Below are 15,000 nucleotides of genomic sequence, written 5' to 3'. Positions count from 1 at the left end.
CACTTCTGGTGCTAAAACCCTCCGGTGCTTAAACACTGGGAACACCGGGCCCGGCGGTTAGCGTTGCCGCACTCTCCGGAAGGAGGGAGCCCCCACACCCGCCAGAAGGTAGTGGCGCCGTGGCTTATTGCACTCGCAGGACGATGGACCCCGTGGTCGCCCGCGCCTGCAGGTCACGGTGCGCCTGGGCGGCATCGGCCAACTGGTAGTGCTTACCTATCCGCAGTCGCAGCTTGCCCTCAGCAACGGCCTGCACCACCGCCTGGGCACGCATCTCAAATTCTCCCTCCTGGGAAGTCCACGCACCGATAGACGGGCGAGTCAAAAACAGCGAACCGTGCTGATTGAGCAGCTGCGGATCCACCGGAGCCACCGGACCAGAGGCCGCCCCAAACAAGCAGACCGTACCGCGAGAACGCACCACCTGTAACGACTGGGTGAAAGTATCCTTCCCCACGCCGTCATAGACCACGTCCACGCCGCGTCCCTGATTGTGACTGCGCACGCGCTGGGCCAGGTCATCGCCATAGCGGAAGACGTGATCCGCGCCGGCCTCGTAGGACAAGGCCTCCTTCTCCTCACTAGAGACCACCGTGTAGACCGTGGCGCCTAAGTTCTTGGCCATCTGTGTGGCCACAAGACCCACGCCTCCGGCACCGGCGGTGATCAGGCAACTTGCGCCCTCACCCAACTGATACACCCCATGAGTGAGGTAGTGGGCGGTTATTCCCTGGAGCAACATGCTAGCGGCGACGTCACTGTCAATCTCGTCCGGTACTGCCACCAGGCGGTCGCGGGCCACGCACACCTGCTGGGCATAGGAGCCCATGGCGCTATCCCACGCTACCTTGGTGCCGGGAGCAATCTTTCCCTGGGGGTCATGGGCCACCCGGCCGGTGCCCTCCTGGCCCAAGATGAAAGGGGTTGCGGCGGGATAGGCGCCCTCGCGGTAATAGGTGTCAATATAGTTAACGCCCGCCACCTCAACATCAACCAGAACCTGATCCGGCGTGGGGGTGGGGGCGTGTGTCTCTACATACTCGAGAACCTCAGGGCCGCCGTGCTGTGTTACTTGAATGGCAAACATGCCACCCAAGCCTAGCCGGTCACCTTCTTACGTGCAGAGTTTTCTAGGTAGGCGGCGCGCTTGGCGTCGCCAGCAGGCGAGCCCGTGGCTGAGGCTGGTTCACCGCCGGTGCGGATGATGCCGCGGGCCCACAAGATGGCCGTACAGGCGGTGACGATAGAAGAAAACGCCACATGGATGGGAACCGTCCAGCGGGGGATGTGCATGTAGTACTGGAATACGCCGATTCCCCACTGCATGAGGATCACCGCCAGGAGTACCAGGCCCGCAGTCTTGATCTTCGGATCCAGGCGGTGACGGAAGATCAAGATCACAGTGACCACCGTGAAGAAGAGGTAGACGTACATGCAGATCGCGTGGGTAATTGCCATGGCCTGCGGGTCGACGTTCAGGCGGCCTTCCATGCCCACGCCGGCATCACCAGAGTGGACACCGGAACCAGTAACCATGGTGCCGGTGGCTAGAACTACCGCCAAGGCAGCGGCCGCAATTGCCCCCAGGGTAGAGATGGCTTGGGGGAATACTCGCTGCGGCGTGCCATCATCTGGTTCATTAATGCGGATGTAGAGCATGGCGGCCAGCCACACCAGCAGCATCGACGGCAGGAAGTGCAACGCCACCGCCCACCATTGCAGTTCGAGTATGACTGACAGCGCGCCGATGAGCGCCTGGAGGACCACCCCGGCGACGTTGAGCCAAGCGTAGACCTTGAGCTCGCGGCGTCGGCAAGCCATATGCATAGCCACCACAGCGGCAATGGCGGCAGCAGCAATAACGAAGGTGAGCAAGCGGTTACCGAACTCGATGGCCTGGTGAACCAGGGGAGCAGCACCCTTCAGCGGCACCAGCGAGCCCGGGTGGCAGTTGGGCCAGGTCACACAACCTAGTCCGGAGCCGGTGACTCGGACGATTGCGCCAGAGACTGTGATGCCGCCCTGGCAGATAAGCAGGATGAGGGCCACTCGGCGTTGAGCGCGTAGAGAAGGTGCGGCCTCACGGAAGAAGAAGCGGAGGCGGTCAAAGAAGTTCACGTAATCTCAATCTACTCGGTTAGCCCTCAAAGCGGAACCAACGGGCCGCAGCCCAGCCGGCTGCCAGCGCCCAGACGGCCAGCGCAGCCAATTGGATACCGGGGAAGGAACCGGCAAAGGCCACCTTCAACCCGCCCGCTAAGGCCACCGTGGGCACTACATTAAGCCAGCCATTATCGCCCAGGCCCTGCGAATAAAGCGCCCAACCTACCACGGCCAGGAGCAAGAACCAGATCAGGTTGGACAGCGCCAGCACTACCTCAGAACTAAGCCTGCCGCCCAAAGCTAAACCCAACGCGGTAAACGCGCAGACCCCCACCATCAAGGTTAGCCCGGCCAGCAGCACCCCCCAGGCGGTGGTGCGGAACCCCACCAGATAGCCCACCGTTCCTAACACCAGCAGCTGCAAGGCCACCATAGACAGCACCGCGATGACTTTGCCAGCGATGATCGCCCACGCCGGCACGCCGGATGCCCCGGTGCGCTTGAGCGCCCCATAACGGCGGTCAAAGGCCAAGGAAATGGCCTGGCCGGTAAACCCCGCCGAAGTCGCAGCAATAGCGAGCACCATGGGGAAAAGTTCCTGGGGGTCGCCGATCAGGTTGGGGGCAACACGGGTGCCGCCCAGTAAAATCATCACCGGGATAATGATGCTCAGCAGTTGCTGCTCGCCGTGGCGCAACATGAGTTTTGACTCGATGCTGCCCTGGGCAGCAACAATGGAGACGACGCTGGCCCGGCGGGCATCGGGAGTAAAAGTCCCTGGGGCGAAGGTCCCGGGTGCATATCCAGACATGGGGCTACTTTCTGTAGTGGGCATGGTGGGAAAGGTTGTTTAGGAGCGCAACTGCCGGCCGGTCAGTTCTAAAAAGACGTCTTCCAACGTGGGCGTGGCGGACTCGATACGCACTGCCAGCACACCTTGGCGGTCCAGCTCTTGAGCCACCGCAGCAATCCCCGCAGTGGTGGCCTGGCCCGGCACCAGGTAATGCAGTGGGCGCTGCGCCTGGGCGGTGATGCCAGCTGCGGCAAAACCTGCCAGATCAACCTCGGCAGTGGTATGGATACTGATTGCCTCCGGGCCGTGCGCGCGCGCCAGCTCTACCGGGCTACCCGTGGCCACCACGCGGCCGTGGTCCACAATGACCACGTCATCGGCTAAAGCCTCTGCTTCGTCCATAAGGTGGGTGGTTAGCACTATGCTGACGCCATCGGCACGCAAGGCGCGGATGAGTTCCCAGACCGCCAGGCGGGATTGCGCATCCATGCCTGCGGTGGGCTCGTCCAAAAACACCAGCTCTGGGCGCCCGATAATGGCCAGGGCCAGTGATAGCCGCTGTTGTTGGCCCCCTGATAACCGCCGGTAGGTATTGCGAGCCACCCCTTGAAGGCCCAAAATTTCGAGCAACCACTCTGGATCCAGCGGATTGCGACTGTACCGGGCACTGAGCTCTAGCATCTCCTGCACCCGAATGCCGGAATACGAACCCCCGCCCTGGAGCATGATGCCGATCTTTTCGCGCACCGCGTGCGGCTGGCGCGCGGGGTCCATCCCCAAAACGTCGATCCGCCCCGCAGTCGGGGTAATGAACCCTTCGCACATCTCGATGGTGGTGGTCTTGCCCGCGCCATTAGGCCCCAGCAAGCACAGCAGTCTGCCGCGTTCCAGGGCGAAGCTCAGGCCGTCGACCACGTTGGTAGTCCCGTACGTTTTCACTACGGACTCTACGCGCAGCGCGTGGCTTCCATCGAAAGGTGTATTCACGTCTGTTTAGTGTAGGACACGCACCCCGGCGCGGCGCAACAGCACCAGCCACGTACCAGCCACCAAAATGAACCCAGCTAGGGCTAAACCATAGATGGCCGCCACCGTGCTCGGCGGCAGGCCCATGCCCCGCGGTAGGACGCTAAAGCTCATAAAAGCGGAATATCCCACCACCACGCTGCGGAAGAAGTGCCGGTTTGCCCATGGGGCCAGGGGAAAGACCGCCCACAGCATGTACCAGGGATGAATAACGGGGAAAAGTAGCACCAGCACCAGGGTTGAGACGCCCAGCCCGCCAATAGGGTGTATAGCTCCGCGATAGGTTGCCAGCAGCATACGTAGCATAAACAGCCCGGCAATGCTCACACACACGTAGCGGGTGAGTACCAGCATGGCATCGGTATGGTCTCCCAGACCCAGCACCATACCCAGGTAGCCCGCTCCCACGCCGATGTTATTGGAAATGGACATCCAGGAACGGATGGTAGCGGCTCCGCCTTGGTTGGTGATCCACCCCAGCCCAATTCCGGTCACCACCGTGACTATCCCGATGCTCAGCGCCAGCGCCAGCACCTGGAACACGCCAACTGCCAGCACTGCCCGCCAGCTGCGCCAGCCACGGCGTAGGTAGAGCGCGCGGGCCAGGGCCATGCCGGTAAAGCCCAGGCCAATAAAGCCGGTAACCTTGACCATCCCCGCGCAGCTAATCAGCACCGCAGAACCAGCGCACCAGGGCAGGACCTCGCGCATCAGTGTTCCCCAACTTTGGGCTCCTAGCTTGTCGATGCCCCGCAAAGCCCACTCCATGCCCATCAGCACCATACCCAGCATGAGCGCCTCATTGTGGATGCCGCCGACTAGGTGCAGCAGGGCCAGGGGATTGAGGATACCGAGCCAGAGGGCAGTGGCGGGGGCGACGCGGCATCGGCAAGCTAAGCGCCCAATGCCCCAGCCAGCAGCAATGATTCCCGCCACGGAGAGCACACGGTGCGCCAGGACACCCCAAAATGTGGAGTCTTGGGTGACCCAGCTGATAAGCGCTGCCCAGCCGAGGGACACGGGGCCATAGGGAGAGGGGGAGTTGGCCCAGATGAAGGGCACGGAACGCGCCAGAGGGTGCTCGGCCCCCAGCATCTCCACGGGACCACCGGCATAGGGGTCGCCGCCGCCCACAATCAGCGACCCATTAGCCAAGTAGGAGTAAATGTCCTGGGTAAATAGCGGAGCGGTAAACAGCAGGGGCAGGACCCAGCCAGCCCAGGTGCGCCACATCAGACCAGCGGTGACCAAGCGTTGCCGCGGGGCGGGGTGGGCGGAGCTGGTTTTGGCGCGAAAGGGGAGCCGATGCCCGAGGAAAGGAGCCATACCTACCCAAGCCAGGACTAACAGGCCGATGCCGATAAAGACCAGCGCGGAGGAAGCCTGCAGCATCCGGCCCAGCACCGATCCCACGAGGGTGCGGTCATAGGGGTTATCCACCACGGGGAGGGCCCCGGCACCCCAGCCACCGCACGCAATAAACAACGCGCCAGCCGTGCCCATCCAGCGCAGGGCAAAGAAGTGGCGCAGCTGGGCGATGGTGGAATGATCCGCAGCCGGGCCCAGGCCCGTGCCCGTGGTGAGCAAATCGAAGCGCTCCGGGTCCCCGCCGACGGGACCGTGCAGTTCGGAGGAACGCGAGCCGGGCGCGCCCATGCGCGGCAATTGGGCGCGCACGTCTTCCCACTGGCCGCGCCAGCGGCGCTTGCGTGGCGCCCGATTGTCCGGTGGTCCTGCTTTCCTCACGAGTGGAGATCTTAGAGCATGCAGGCAGCCGACACGCGCCTAACCTGCGTAGGTGGCAATTGGGAATGAATTAGGGAACACTAGTGTTGTCTAAACAGTCGCAGTTCTTCACCACTGGTTCATCACTGGCATGCAGGAAACGTAAGGAGGTATGCCGCCAATGTCACCCGCACACTCCGGAGGATCTTCGCGCCACGCTGCATCTGCGTTAGCAGCTTCCGCGAAAGAGACTCGCTCCACGGAGGGGGACACGCGCAGGCATATCATGCTGCTGATGCTCAAGGACGGTCCAGTCACGGCGTCCTACCTGGGAAAGAAGCTGGGGCTTTCTGCCGCCGGCGTGCGGCGACACCTAGACATTTTGTTGGAAGAAGGCTTAAGCGAAGTCGTCACCCGGCGTCCGGCAGCAGCTGCCGGGACAGGCCGTGGGCGTCCCGCTAAGCACTTCCGCCTCACTGATTCCGGCCGCGCCCACTTTGGCCATTCTTATGATGCCCTGGCTGCTGATGCCCTGCAGGCGCTGCGCGCCGTGGGAGGCCCCCAGGCTGTCAAGGCTTTTGCCAAGGCGCGTTTTGAAAAGATGATCGCGGACGTGACTCCGCTGGTAGAAAACCCGGACAACCCCGAGGAGATTGCCGCGACGGCACGGCAATTGGCCGCCGTCTTGGACGGCCATGGATACGCCGCCACGGTTACCACCGCGGGCAATGGGGTGCAGATTTGCCAGCACCACTGTCCGATCGCGCACGTTGCCGCCCAGCACCCGGAATTATGCGAAGCGGAGGCAGAGGTCTTCTCCGCCCTCTTAGGCACACACGTGCAACCGCTGGCCTCCATCGCTGATGGCCACGGAATCTGCACCACAAACATCCCCTTAACCCCAGTTACACACACCAATGAAAGGAGCGCTTCGTGACACAGGTCCAACCCCAGCAGTCAGAAAAGCTGACTGATGATCAGATCATTGAGTCCATGGGTGCGTATGAGTACGGCTGGCACGACTCGGACGAGGCAGGCCAGGCCGCCCACCGCGGCCTTAGCGAGGACGTTGTCCGCGACATTTCCGCCAAGAAGAATGAACCGGAATGGATGCTGGAATCCCGCTTGAAGGCGCTGCGGATCTTCAATAAGAAACCTGTGCCCACGTGGGGTCCGGATCTCTCCGCCATCGATTTCGATAACATTAAGTACTTCGTGCGCTCCACGGAAAAGCAGGCCCAAACCTGGGATGATCTGCCGGCGGATATTAAGGAAACCTATGACAAGCTGGGTATTCCGGATGCCGAAAAGAAGCGCCTAGTCTCTGGTGTGGCCGCCCAGTACGAGTCTGAGGTGGTCTACCACAAGATTCGCGAAGACCTGGAAGCCCAGGGTGTTATCTTCGTGGACACCGATACTGCGGTGCGCGAGTACCCGGAGATCCTCCAAGAGTACTTCGGTACCGTGATCCCGGCCGGCGACAACAAGTTCTCCGCGCTGAACAACGCGTGCTGGTCCGGTGGTTCCTTTGTCTACGTGCCCAAGGGCGTGCACGTGGATATTCCGCTGCAGGCCTACTTCCGCATCAACACCGAAAACATGGGCCAGTTCGAGCGCACGCTGATCATCGTCGAGGAAGACGCCTACGTGCACTACATCGAGGGGTGCACTGCGCCGATCTATAACTCTGACTCCCTGCACACCGGTGTGATTGAGATTGTGGTGAAGAAGGGTGGCCGCTGCCGCTACACCACCATCCAAAACTGGTCCACCAACGTCTACAACTTGGTGACCCAGCGTGCCAAGGTCGAAGAGGGTGGCACCATGGAGTGGGTCGATGGCAACATTGGCTCCAAGGTCACCATGAAGTACCCTTCCTGCTGGCTTACCGGCGAGCACGCCAAGGGCGAGGTCCTTTCCCTGGCATTCGCCGGGGAGGGACAGGTTCAAGACACTGGGTCCAAGATGGTGCATATGGCCCCGCGGACCTCCTCCAACATTGTCTCTAAGTCCGTGGCTCGCAATGGGGGCCGCGCCGCCTACCGTGGTTTGGTGCAGGTCAATACCAATGCTGCGCATTCGACGGCGAACGTGGAGTGCGACGCGCTGCTGGTGGATAACGACTCGCGTTCGGATACTTATCCGTATAACGACATTCGCAATGAGTACGTCACCTTGGGCCATGAGGCCACGGTTTCCCAGGTCTCTGAAGAGCAGTTGTTCTACCTGATGTCGCGTGGCATTAGCGAGGAGGAGGCCATGGCCATGATCGTGCGCGGCTTTGTGGAGCCGATTGCCAAGGAGCTGCCCATGGAGTACGCCTTGGAACTCAACCGCCTTATTGAACTGCAGATGGAAGGATCGGTGGGCTAAGTGGTAGCGTCCAACGAATTTAACCCGGCTGATGTGACCAAGGGTGATCAGTTCACCTCCTTTAATGTGGAGGACTTTCCGGTCCCGCACGGTCGCGATGAGGTGTGGCGCTTTGTCGCCCTGCGCAATCTGCGCGGCCTGCACAACGGTGAGTTCGCCCCAGTTGCCGCCCAGCGCATTACTGTTAGCGCCCCGCAGCATGTGAGCTCTGAGACCGTGGAGCCGGGCGATGAGCGCCTCGGCGTTGCGGGTGCTCCGGCTGATCGCGTGGCTGCCCAGGCCTGGAGCTCCATGCCGCAGGCACAGGTGGTGACCATCCCTGCCGATGCCGCATTGACTGAGCCCGTGCAGGTCACCATCACCGGTGCTGGCGAGGGCGTGACCACTTTCGGGGCGACCTCCATTCACGTGGGCCACCACGCCCAGGCCACCGTCGTGCTGAAGTATGAGGGCAGCGGCACTCACGCCGATAACATTGAGTTCGTTATCGGCGACGGCGCCCAGGTCACCGTAGTGGTTGACGCAGATTGGGACAATGACGCCGTGCACTTGTCCCACCAGGTGATCAAGCTGGGGCGCGACGCTGTGTTGCGCCACAACACAGCTATTTTCGGCGGAGAGATTGTGCGCATTGTGCCACGCGTGGAGTTCACCGCTCCCGGCGGCGATGCCGAGCTACTTGGCGTCTACTTTGCCGATGCCGGCCAGTACTTTGAAAACCGCCTGCTGGTGGACCACTCGGTGCCCAATTGCCGCTCCCGGGTCTTCTACAAGGGCGCCCTGCAGGGCCCCGCAGCTGGGTCTGCTGCCCAGTCTGCCGGGTCTGCCGATGCCCCCGCCACGTCCGGGTCCGCTTCCGGCCGCGCCCCCGAGGCGCGCACCTGCTGGGTGGGCGACGTGCTCATCCGCAAGGATGCCACCAATACGGATACCTATGAGACCAGCAACAACTTGATTCTCTCCGATGGGGCCCGCGCGGACGCGGTGCCCAACCTGGAGATCCAAACCGGCGACATTGCTGGTGCGGGCCACGCTGCGACGGTGGGCCGCTTCGATGACTTGGAAGTCTTCTACCTGCAGTCCCGCGGTATTCCGGCTGATGAGGCCCGCCGCCTGATCATCCGCGGCTTCTTCTCCGAGGTCATCAGCCGCATCCCAGTGGAGTCGCTGCGCGAAGACCTGGAGTCTCGCGTGGTCGATGAGCTCACCAAGGTCACCATCTAGTCCCCGCCATCACGTCAAGAAAGAAATCCCCATATGTCTACTCTGGAAATCAAGAACCTGCACGCCCAGGTTCTCCCTTCTGATGAAAATGCCGAGCCGAAGGAAATCCTCAAAGGCGTCAACCTCACCATCAACTCCGGTGAGATTCACGCCATCATGGGCCCCAACGGCTCTGGCAAGTCCACCTTGTCCTACACCATTGCCGGCCACCCCAAGTATGAGGTCACCGCTGGTGAAGTCCTGCTGGACGGGGAGAACCTGTTGGAGATGGAAGTCGATGAGCGCGCCCGCGCCGGCCTGTTTTTGGCCATGCAGTACCCCACGGAAATCCCGGGTGTGAAGGTGTCCCAGTTTATGCGTTCTGCGGTTACGGCCGTGCGCGGTGAGGCCCCGAAGCTGCGCGAATGGAACCAGGAGCTCAATGCAGCCCGCGAGGCGCTGTCGATCGACAAGTCCTTCATCTCCCGCAACGTCAACGAGGGCTTTTCCGGTGGTGAGAAGAAGCGCCATGAAGTCATGCAGCTCGACATCTTGAAGCCCAAGTTTGCGGTGATGGATGAGACTGACTCTGGTCTAGACGTGGACGCCTTGCGCATTGTCTCCGAGGGGATCAACCGCTACCAGGAGCAAACCGATGGCGGCATCTTGATGATCACCCACTACAAGCGCATCCTCAACTATGTTAAGCCCGACTTCGTGCATGTTTTCGCCGATGGCAAGATTGTCACCACCGGCGGCGCTGAGCTGGCAGACCAGCTTGAGGCTGAGGGCTACGACCAGTTCATCAAGTAAACCCGCGAGAGAAAGAAGATTCATGTCGATTGTTGACGTGAACGCTATCCGCAGCCAATTCCCCATCCTGCAACGCAAGGTGCGGGGGGATAGGCCGCTGGTGTACCTGGATTCGGGTGCCACCTCACAGCGCCCCCTGCCCGTGTGGAAGGCGGAGGAGGACTTTGTCCTGGGCACCAATGCACCGGTGCACCGCGGGGCATATCAACTCGCCGAAGAGGCTACCGACGCCTATGAGGAAGCGCGTGCGGCCATCGCTGCCTTCGTGGGGGCCGCCGAGACCGAGATCGCGTTTACTAAAAACGCCACCGAGGCCCTCAACGAGGTTGCCTACGTCTTGGGTGATGACCGGGCTGGTGACCTGCAAGTCACTGCATCAGACACCATCGTGGTCACCGAGCTGGAGCACCACGCCAATCTGGTGCCCTGGCAGGAGCTGGCTCGGCGTACTGGCGCAACGCTGAAGTGGTACGGCACCACTGCCGATGGCCGGATCGACATGGACTCCTTAGAGTTGGATCCATCCGTCAAGGTGGTAGCTTTTACCCACCAGTCCAATGTGACCGGGGCGGTAGCGGATGTCGAGGAGCTGGTGCGGCGAGCCCGCGCGGTAAACGCGCTGGTGGTGCTGGATGCCTGCCAGTCCGTCCCGCATATGCCGGTGGATTTTCACGCCCTCGATGTCGACTTTGCGGCCTTTTCCGGGCACAAAATGTGTGGACCTACGGGTGTGGGCGTGCTCTACGGGAAGGCTGAGCACCTAGCGCAGCTGCCGCCATTCCTCACCGGTGGGTCCATGATTGAGGTCGTGAAGATGGACGGCACCACTTTTGCCGCACCGCCGCAGCGCTTTGAAGCCGGCACACAGATGACCTCCCAGGTGGTCGGTCTTGGTGCTGCCGTGAAGTTCCTTTCGGATATCGGCATGGAGGCGATTGCCGCCCACGAACACGAGCTGGTTACCTATGCTTTGGAGCTACTCCAAGACATTCCGGGCGTGCACATTTACGGACCGAAGGACGCCACCCAGCGCGGCGGCGCCATTTCCTTTGCCGTCGAGGGCATCCACCCGCACGATCTGGGCCAGGTGCTCGATAGCCGCGGAGTGTGCATCCGTGTGGGCCACCACTGCGCGTGGCCAATCCACCGGGCACTCAGCGCGCAATCGACGGCGCGGGCTAGTTTCTATCTGTACAACACTCGCGAGGAAGTCGAGGCGCTGGCGGAGGCTATCCGGTACGCTCGCGAGTTCTTTAAGGTAGGGCAGTAATGAACCTTGACGCGATGTACCAGGACGTCATCCTGGACCACTACAAGCACCCGCACCACGCTGGGCTGCGAGACCCCTTCATGGCAGAGGTCCACCACGTCAATCCTTCCTGCGGGGACGAGCTTACGCTGCGCGTCCAGCTCTCTGCCGATGGCCGAGTGGTAGAAGACGTGTCCTACCACGCCGAGGGCTGCTCTATCTCCCAAGCCTCCACGTCCGTGATGGCAGAAGAAATCGTGGGGCAGCCAGTGGAGCTGGCCATGGAGAAGCTGGGTGACTTTGAACAGATGGTCACCTCCCGCGGCACGCAGGAAGGCGATGAGGAACTCATCGGTGACGGCATCGCCTTTTCTGGTGTCGCCCGCTACCCGGCGCGCGTGAAGTGCGCACTGCTGGGGTGGAAGGCCTTCCAAGCCGCTACTGCGGAAGCACTCAACGAATTGGAGAAGTAATGAGTGAAGAATTAATCGAGCCGTACCAAAACGACAACGCCAACTTTGATGGGGCCGGAGAAATCCCGCCGCAAAGTGAACAACAGCAGGCGAAGGCCTATGACATCGCCGAGTACCTACGCGATGTGATCGACCCGGAGCTAGGCATCAACATCGTCGACCTGGGCCTGGTCTATGACATCTGGCTGACTACGGAGGGCGAAGGCGAGGACGCCAAGGAGATTGTTCATATCAACATGACCTTGACCTCGCCTGCTTGCCCGCTCACAGACGTCATCGGCGAGCAAGTTGATGACGCTGTGGTGGGCAATAAGCTTGCCGATGAAGTCCGCCTGAACTGGGTCTGGATGCCGCCATGGGGTCCGAACATGATTACCGAAGAGGGGCGCGAAATGCTCCAGGCATTGGGCTTCGCCGTCTAGCTACCGGCGGTACAACGCTGCCACACCTGGAGCCGGTTGATAGACTGGCCCCTTGTGATTGTGACCAATGATTTCGAAGTGCGCGTTGGCGCGCGTACCTTGCTGGACGCCCCCGGACAGCACCTACGGGTGCAACCGGGGGATCGCATTGGCCTGGTGGGGCGCAATGGCGCAGGCAAGACAACGACCATGCGCATCCTGGCGGGGGAGACCCAGCCTTACGGCGGGACGGTCACGCGATCCGGGCCCATTGGCTACCTTCCACAGGATTCCCGGGAAGGCAACATTGAACAGACAGCCCGCGAGCGCGTCCTATCCGCCCGGGGCCTAGACCAACTCAAGCGCTCCATGCTCAAACAGCAGCAGCTGATGGAAGAGGCCGCCACGGATCGGATCCGCGATAAGGCCATCCAGAAGTTCTCCCGCCTAGAGGAGCAGTTTCAGTCCCTGGGCGGCTACGAGGCTGATGCCGACTGCGCCCAGATTTGTGACAACCTCGGCCTTCCACAGCGCATTTTGGACCAGCAGCTCAAGACCCTTTCCGGTGGCCAGCGACGCCGGGTGGAGCTAGCGCAGATCCTTTTCGCGGCATCGGCAGGCTCTGGAAAGTCCCAAACCACCCTGCTGCTAGACGAGCCCACCAACCACCTGGACGCGGACTCCATCACCTGGCTGCGCGGGTTTTTGTCCAAGCACGAGGGCGGCCTGGTGATGATTTCCCACGATGTGGACCTGCTAGAGGCCGTGTGCAATAAAGTCTGGTTCCTGGACGCGGTCCGCGCGGAGGCAGACATCTACAACATGGGCTTTAAAAAGTACCTGGATGCCCGCGCCACGGATGAGGCGCGGCGCAGGCGGGAACGCGCCAACGCGGAGAAGAAGGCCTCCGCACTGCAAAAGCAGGCCGCAAAGCTGGGGGCCAAAGCCACCAAAGCTGCTGCGGCCAAGCAAATGCTGGCCCGGGCGGACCGGATGATGAACCAGCTGGACGAGGTCCGTGTGGCCGATAAAGTGGCCTCCATCAAGTTCCCGGAGCCAGCTCCGTGTGGCAAGACGCCTCTCAATGCCAAGGGGCTGACCAAGATGTATGGCTCGCTGGAAGTCTTCGCCGGGGTAGACCTGGCTATTGATAGGGGCTCGCGCGTAGTGGTCCTGGGCTACAACGGTGCGGGAAAGACAACTTTGCTCAAACTCCTCGCTGGGGTGGAGCGTACCGATGGGGAAGGCGGCATTGTTACCGGGCATGGCCTGCGCATAGGCTACTTCGCGCAGGAGCACGACAATATCGACCCGGACAAGACAGTCTGGGAAAACACCATTGAAGCCTGCCCAGATGCCGGCCAGCAAGACCTGCGCGGCCTGCTAGGTGCATTCATGTTTTCCGGTGAGAAGCTAGAGCAGCCCGCCGGCACCCTATCTGGTGGTGAGAAGACGCGCTTGTCTCTGGCAACTTTGGTCTCCTCCCGGGCGAATGTCTTGCTCTTGGACGAGCCCACCAATAACCTGGACCCCCAATCACGCGAGCAGGTTCTCGACGCCCTGGCCACCTACACCGGCGCAGTGGTGCTGGTGACCCACGACCCGGGCGCGGTCAAAGCCCTGGAGCCGGAACGCGTAATCATCATGCCGGATGGGGACGAGGACCTGTGGTCTGATTCCTACCTGGAGATTGTGGAGCTGGCGTAGATGGGCAACTCGCACGCTTCCGGCACGCCCACTTCCAGCCAGCACCGCGAACCCCGGTTGGTGCATCTGGACTGTGACCCGGGGATTGATGATGCCCTCGCAATCTTCTACCTGGCCGCTTTGCACCATGCCGGGGAAATCGAACTAGTGGGGCTGACCACCACCGCGGGCAACGTGGACGTAGACACCACTGCCCGGAATGCGGCCTACCTTTTAGCGCTGTGCGGTTTGCCAGAGATTCCCGTAGCGGCAGGCGCCCCTGGGCCGGTGGCCGTAGATCTGGTCACCACCCCGGAGACGCACGGCCAGTGGGGGCTGGGCTACCACCGGGCACCCGACACGCCCGGTTCCGGGCTCGGTTCCCCGCTCGGTACCGGCTCTGAGACCGGGCCTGCTCACCGCGGCGCGCAGGACGCACAGGAATTGCTGGCGGCAGCCGCAGCGCGCGACGCTCACCTCATTGTCACCGGCCCCCTGACCAACCTAGCGGACGCTACGGCTTCCTTTGCCAGCCGGACGGTGATGGGCGGGGCCATAAACTACCGGGGCAACACCACGCCCACCGCCGAGTGGAACTTCTGGGTGGACCCCCACGCGGCAGCACACTATTTTGCGGCTGCCACCCCTCCCGGCCAGCCCACCACCCTGTGTTCGCTGGAGGTCACGGAGCAATTCCTCATTGATCCCCCGCGTTTAAACCGGCTGGTGGACAGCCTGGGGCGCCACCCCGCGGCGGGCATTCTTCCGGAGGTTCTGCGCTTCTATTTCGAGTTCCATCAGCAACAGGGCGAGGGATACCAGGCGCAGATCCATGACCTGCTTACCTGCATGGTGGCCCTCGACACCGTCGCCTACGAGTACGTGGATACCACGGTTGCCGTGGAGGCGGATTCCCCGCTGCTGCGCGGGACCTCGGTGGCGGACTTGCGCGGCCACTGGGACCGAGCACCAAACACCCGCCTGGTAACCGCCGTGGACATCCCAGCCGCCCACGCGGAGTTGACCCGCGCCGCGGAGATTTTGGCAGATTCTGCGGCAGGCCACTAACATACTTGCTGCGTTTCTCATACGCTACAGCGGTGCTACCGAGGTGACATAGGTAGTCCCGCCCGTGCATCCCGCGCTTTTTAAGCA

14 protein-coding genes are annotated in these 15,000 nt (G+C 61.9%); 9 read left to right on the top strand and 5 right to left on the bottom strand.

Going from position 1 to position 15,000, the window contains the following annotated elements; all coding sequences use genetic code 11:
• Window positions 1–124: 124 nt before the first annotated feature.
• The 5 genes from G7Y31_RS06100 to mptB are packed head-to-tail and all read right to left on the bottom strand — an operon-like array spanning window position 125 to window position 5,578.
• Entirely contained in the window at window positions 125–1,087 is a 963-nt protein-coding gene (locus G7Y31_RS06100) for a quinone oxidoreductase family protein (protein WP_165008148.1), read from the bottom strand.
• An 11-nt stretch (window positions 1,088–1,098) separates the two neighbouring features.
• The gene (locus tag G7Y31_RS06095) at window positions 1,099–2,118 is read right to left on the bottom strand and encodes a COX15/CtaA family protein (RefSeq protein ID WP_165008146.1); all 1,020 of its coding nucleotides are present in this window, start codon (window positions 2,116–2,118) and stop codon (window positions 1,099–1,101) included.
• Window positions 2,119–2,137: 19 nt separating this feature from the next.
• Window positions 2,138–2,914 (bottom strand): ABC transporter permease, encoded by a 777-nt coding sequence (locus G7Y31_RS06090; protein WP_165008144.1) that lies wholly within the window; start codon window positions 2,912–2,914, stop codon window positions 2,138–2,140.
• Window positions 2,915–2,953: 39 nt separating this feature from the next.
• Window positions 2,954–3,883 (bottom strand): ABC transporter ATP-binding protein, encoded by a 930-nt coding sequence (locus tag G7Y31_RS06085; protein ID WP_165008142.1) that lies wholly within the window; start codon window positions 3,881–3,883, stop codon window positions 2,954–2,956.
• A 6-nt stretch (window positions 3,884–3,889) separates the two neighbouring features.
• A complete protein-coding gene (mptB, locus tag G7Y31_RS06080) occupies window positions 3,890–5,578 on the bottom strand; it encodes a polyprenol phosphomannose-dependent alpha 1,6 mannosyltransferase MptB (protein WP_196823645.1) in 1,689 nt (562 codons plus the stop codon).
• Window positions 5,579–5,828: 250 nt separating this feature from the next.
• On the opposite strand from mptB, the gene G7Y31_RS06075 reads away from it, so the two are divergent.
• Genes G7Y31_RS06075 through G7Y31_RS06035 form a run of 9 tightly spaced genes read left to right on the top strand, consistent with a single transcriptional unit; the run spans window position 5,829 to window position 14,913 of the window.
• The gene (locus G7Y31_RS06075) at window positions 5,829–6,584 is read left to right on the top strand and encodes a helix-turn-helix transcriptional regulator (RefSeq protein WP_165008140.1); all 756 of its coding nucleotides are present in this window, start codon (window positions 5,829–5,831) and stop codon (window positions 6,582–6,584) included.
• Between the two features lie 56 nt (window positions 6,585–6,640).
• Window positions 6,641–8,020, top strand: coding sequence for a Fe-S cluster assembly protein SufB (sufB, locus tag G7Y31_RS06070; RefSeq protein ID WP_235923074.1), 1,380 nt, complete (start codon window positions 6,641–6,643; stop codon window positions 8,018–8,020).
• Window positions 8,021–9,244 (top strand): Fe-S cluster assembly protein SufD, encoded by a 1,224-nt coding sequence (gene sufD / locus G7Y31_RS06065; RefSeq protein WP_165008136.1) that lies wholly within the window; start codon window positions 8,021–8,023, stop codon window positions 9,242–9,244. It abuts the gene before it with no gap.
• 33 nt (window positions 9,245–9,277) lie between these two features.
• Window positions 9,278–10,036, top strand: coding sequence for a Fe-S cluster assembly ATPase SufC (gene sufC, locus G7Y31_RS06060; protein WP_165008134.1), 759 nt, complete (start codon window positions 9,278–9,280; stop codon window positions 10,034–10,036).
• Between the two features lie 22 nt (window positions 10,037–10,058).
• Complete coding sequence (locus tag G7Y31_RS06055) at window positions 10,059–11,306, top strand: SufS family cysteine desulfurase (RefSeq protein WP_165008132.1); 1,248 nt, start codon at window positions 10,059–10,061, stop codon at window positions 11,304–11,306.
• Window positions 11,306–11,758: a Fe-S cluster assembly sulfur transfer protein SufU gene (sufU, locus tag G7Y31_RS06050; protein ID WP_165008130.1), complete on the top strand. Its 453-nt coding sequence runs from the start codon at window positions 11,306–11,308 to the stop codon at window positions 11,756–11,758. Before G7Y31_RS06055 ends, sufU begins: the two co-directional genes overlap by 1 nt.
• A complete protein-coding gene (locus tag G7Y31_RS06045; RefSeq protein ID WP_165008128.1) occupies window positions 11,758–12,180 on the top strand; it encodes a metal-sulfur cluster assembly factor in 423 nt (140 codons plus the stop codon). The genes sufU and G7Y31_RS06045 overlap by 1 nt, the downstream gene beginning before the upstream one ends.
• 54 nt (window positions 12,181–12,234) lie before the next feature.
• Complete coding sequence (locus G7Y31_RS06040; protein ID WP_165008126.1) at window positions 12,235–13,866, top strand: ABC-F family ATP-binding cassette domain-containing protein; 1,632 nt, start codon at window positions 12,235–12,237, stop codon at window positions 13,864–13,866.
• Window positions 13,867–14,913, top strand: coding sequence for a nucleoside hydrolase (locus tag G7Y31_RS06035; protein WP_165008124.1), 1,047 nt, complete (start codon window positions 13,867–13,869; stop codon window positions 14,911–14,913).
• The last annotated feature ends 87 nt before the right edge of the window (window positions 14,914–15,000 follow it).

Source organism: Corynebacterium lizhenjunii (assembly GCF_011038655.2).
GTDB lineage: Bacteria > Actinomycetota > Actinomycetes > Mycobacteriales > Mycobacteriaceae > Corynebacterium > Corynebacterium lizhenjunii.
The sequence above is the reverse complement of the archived record's forward strand: the minus strand, read 5'-3'. Positions and strand labels throughout refer to the sequence as shown.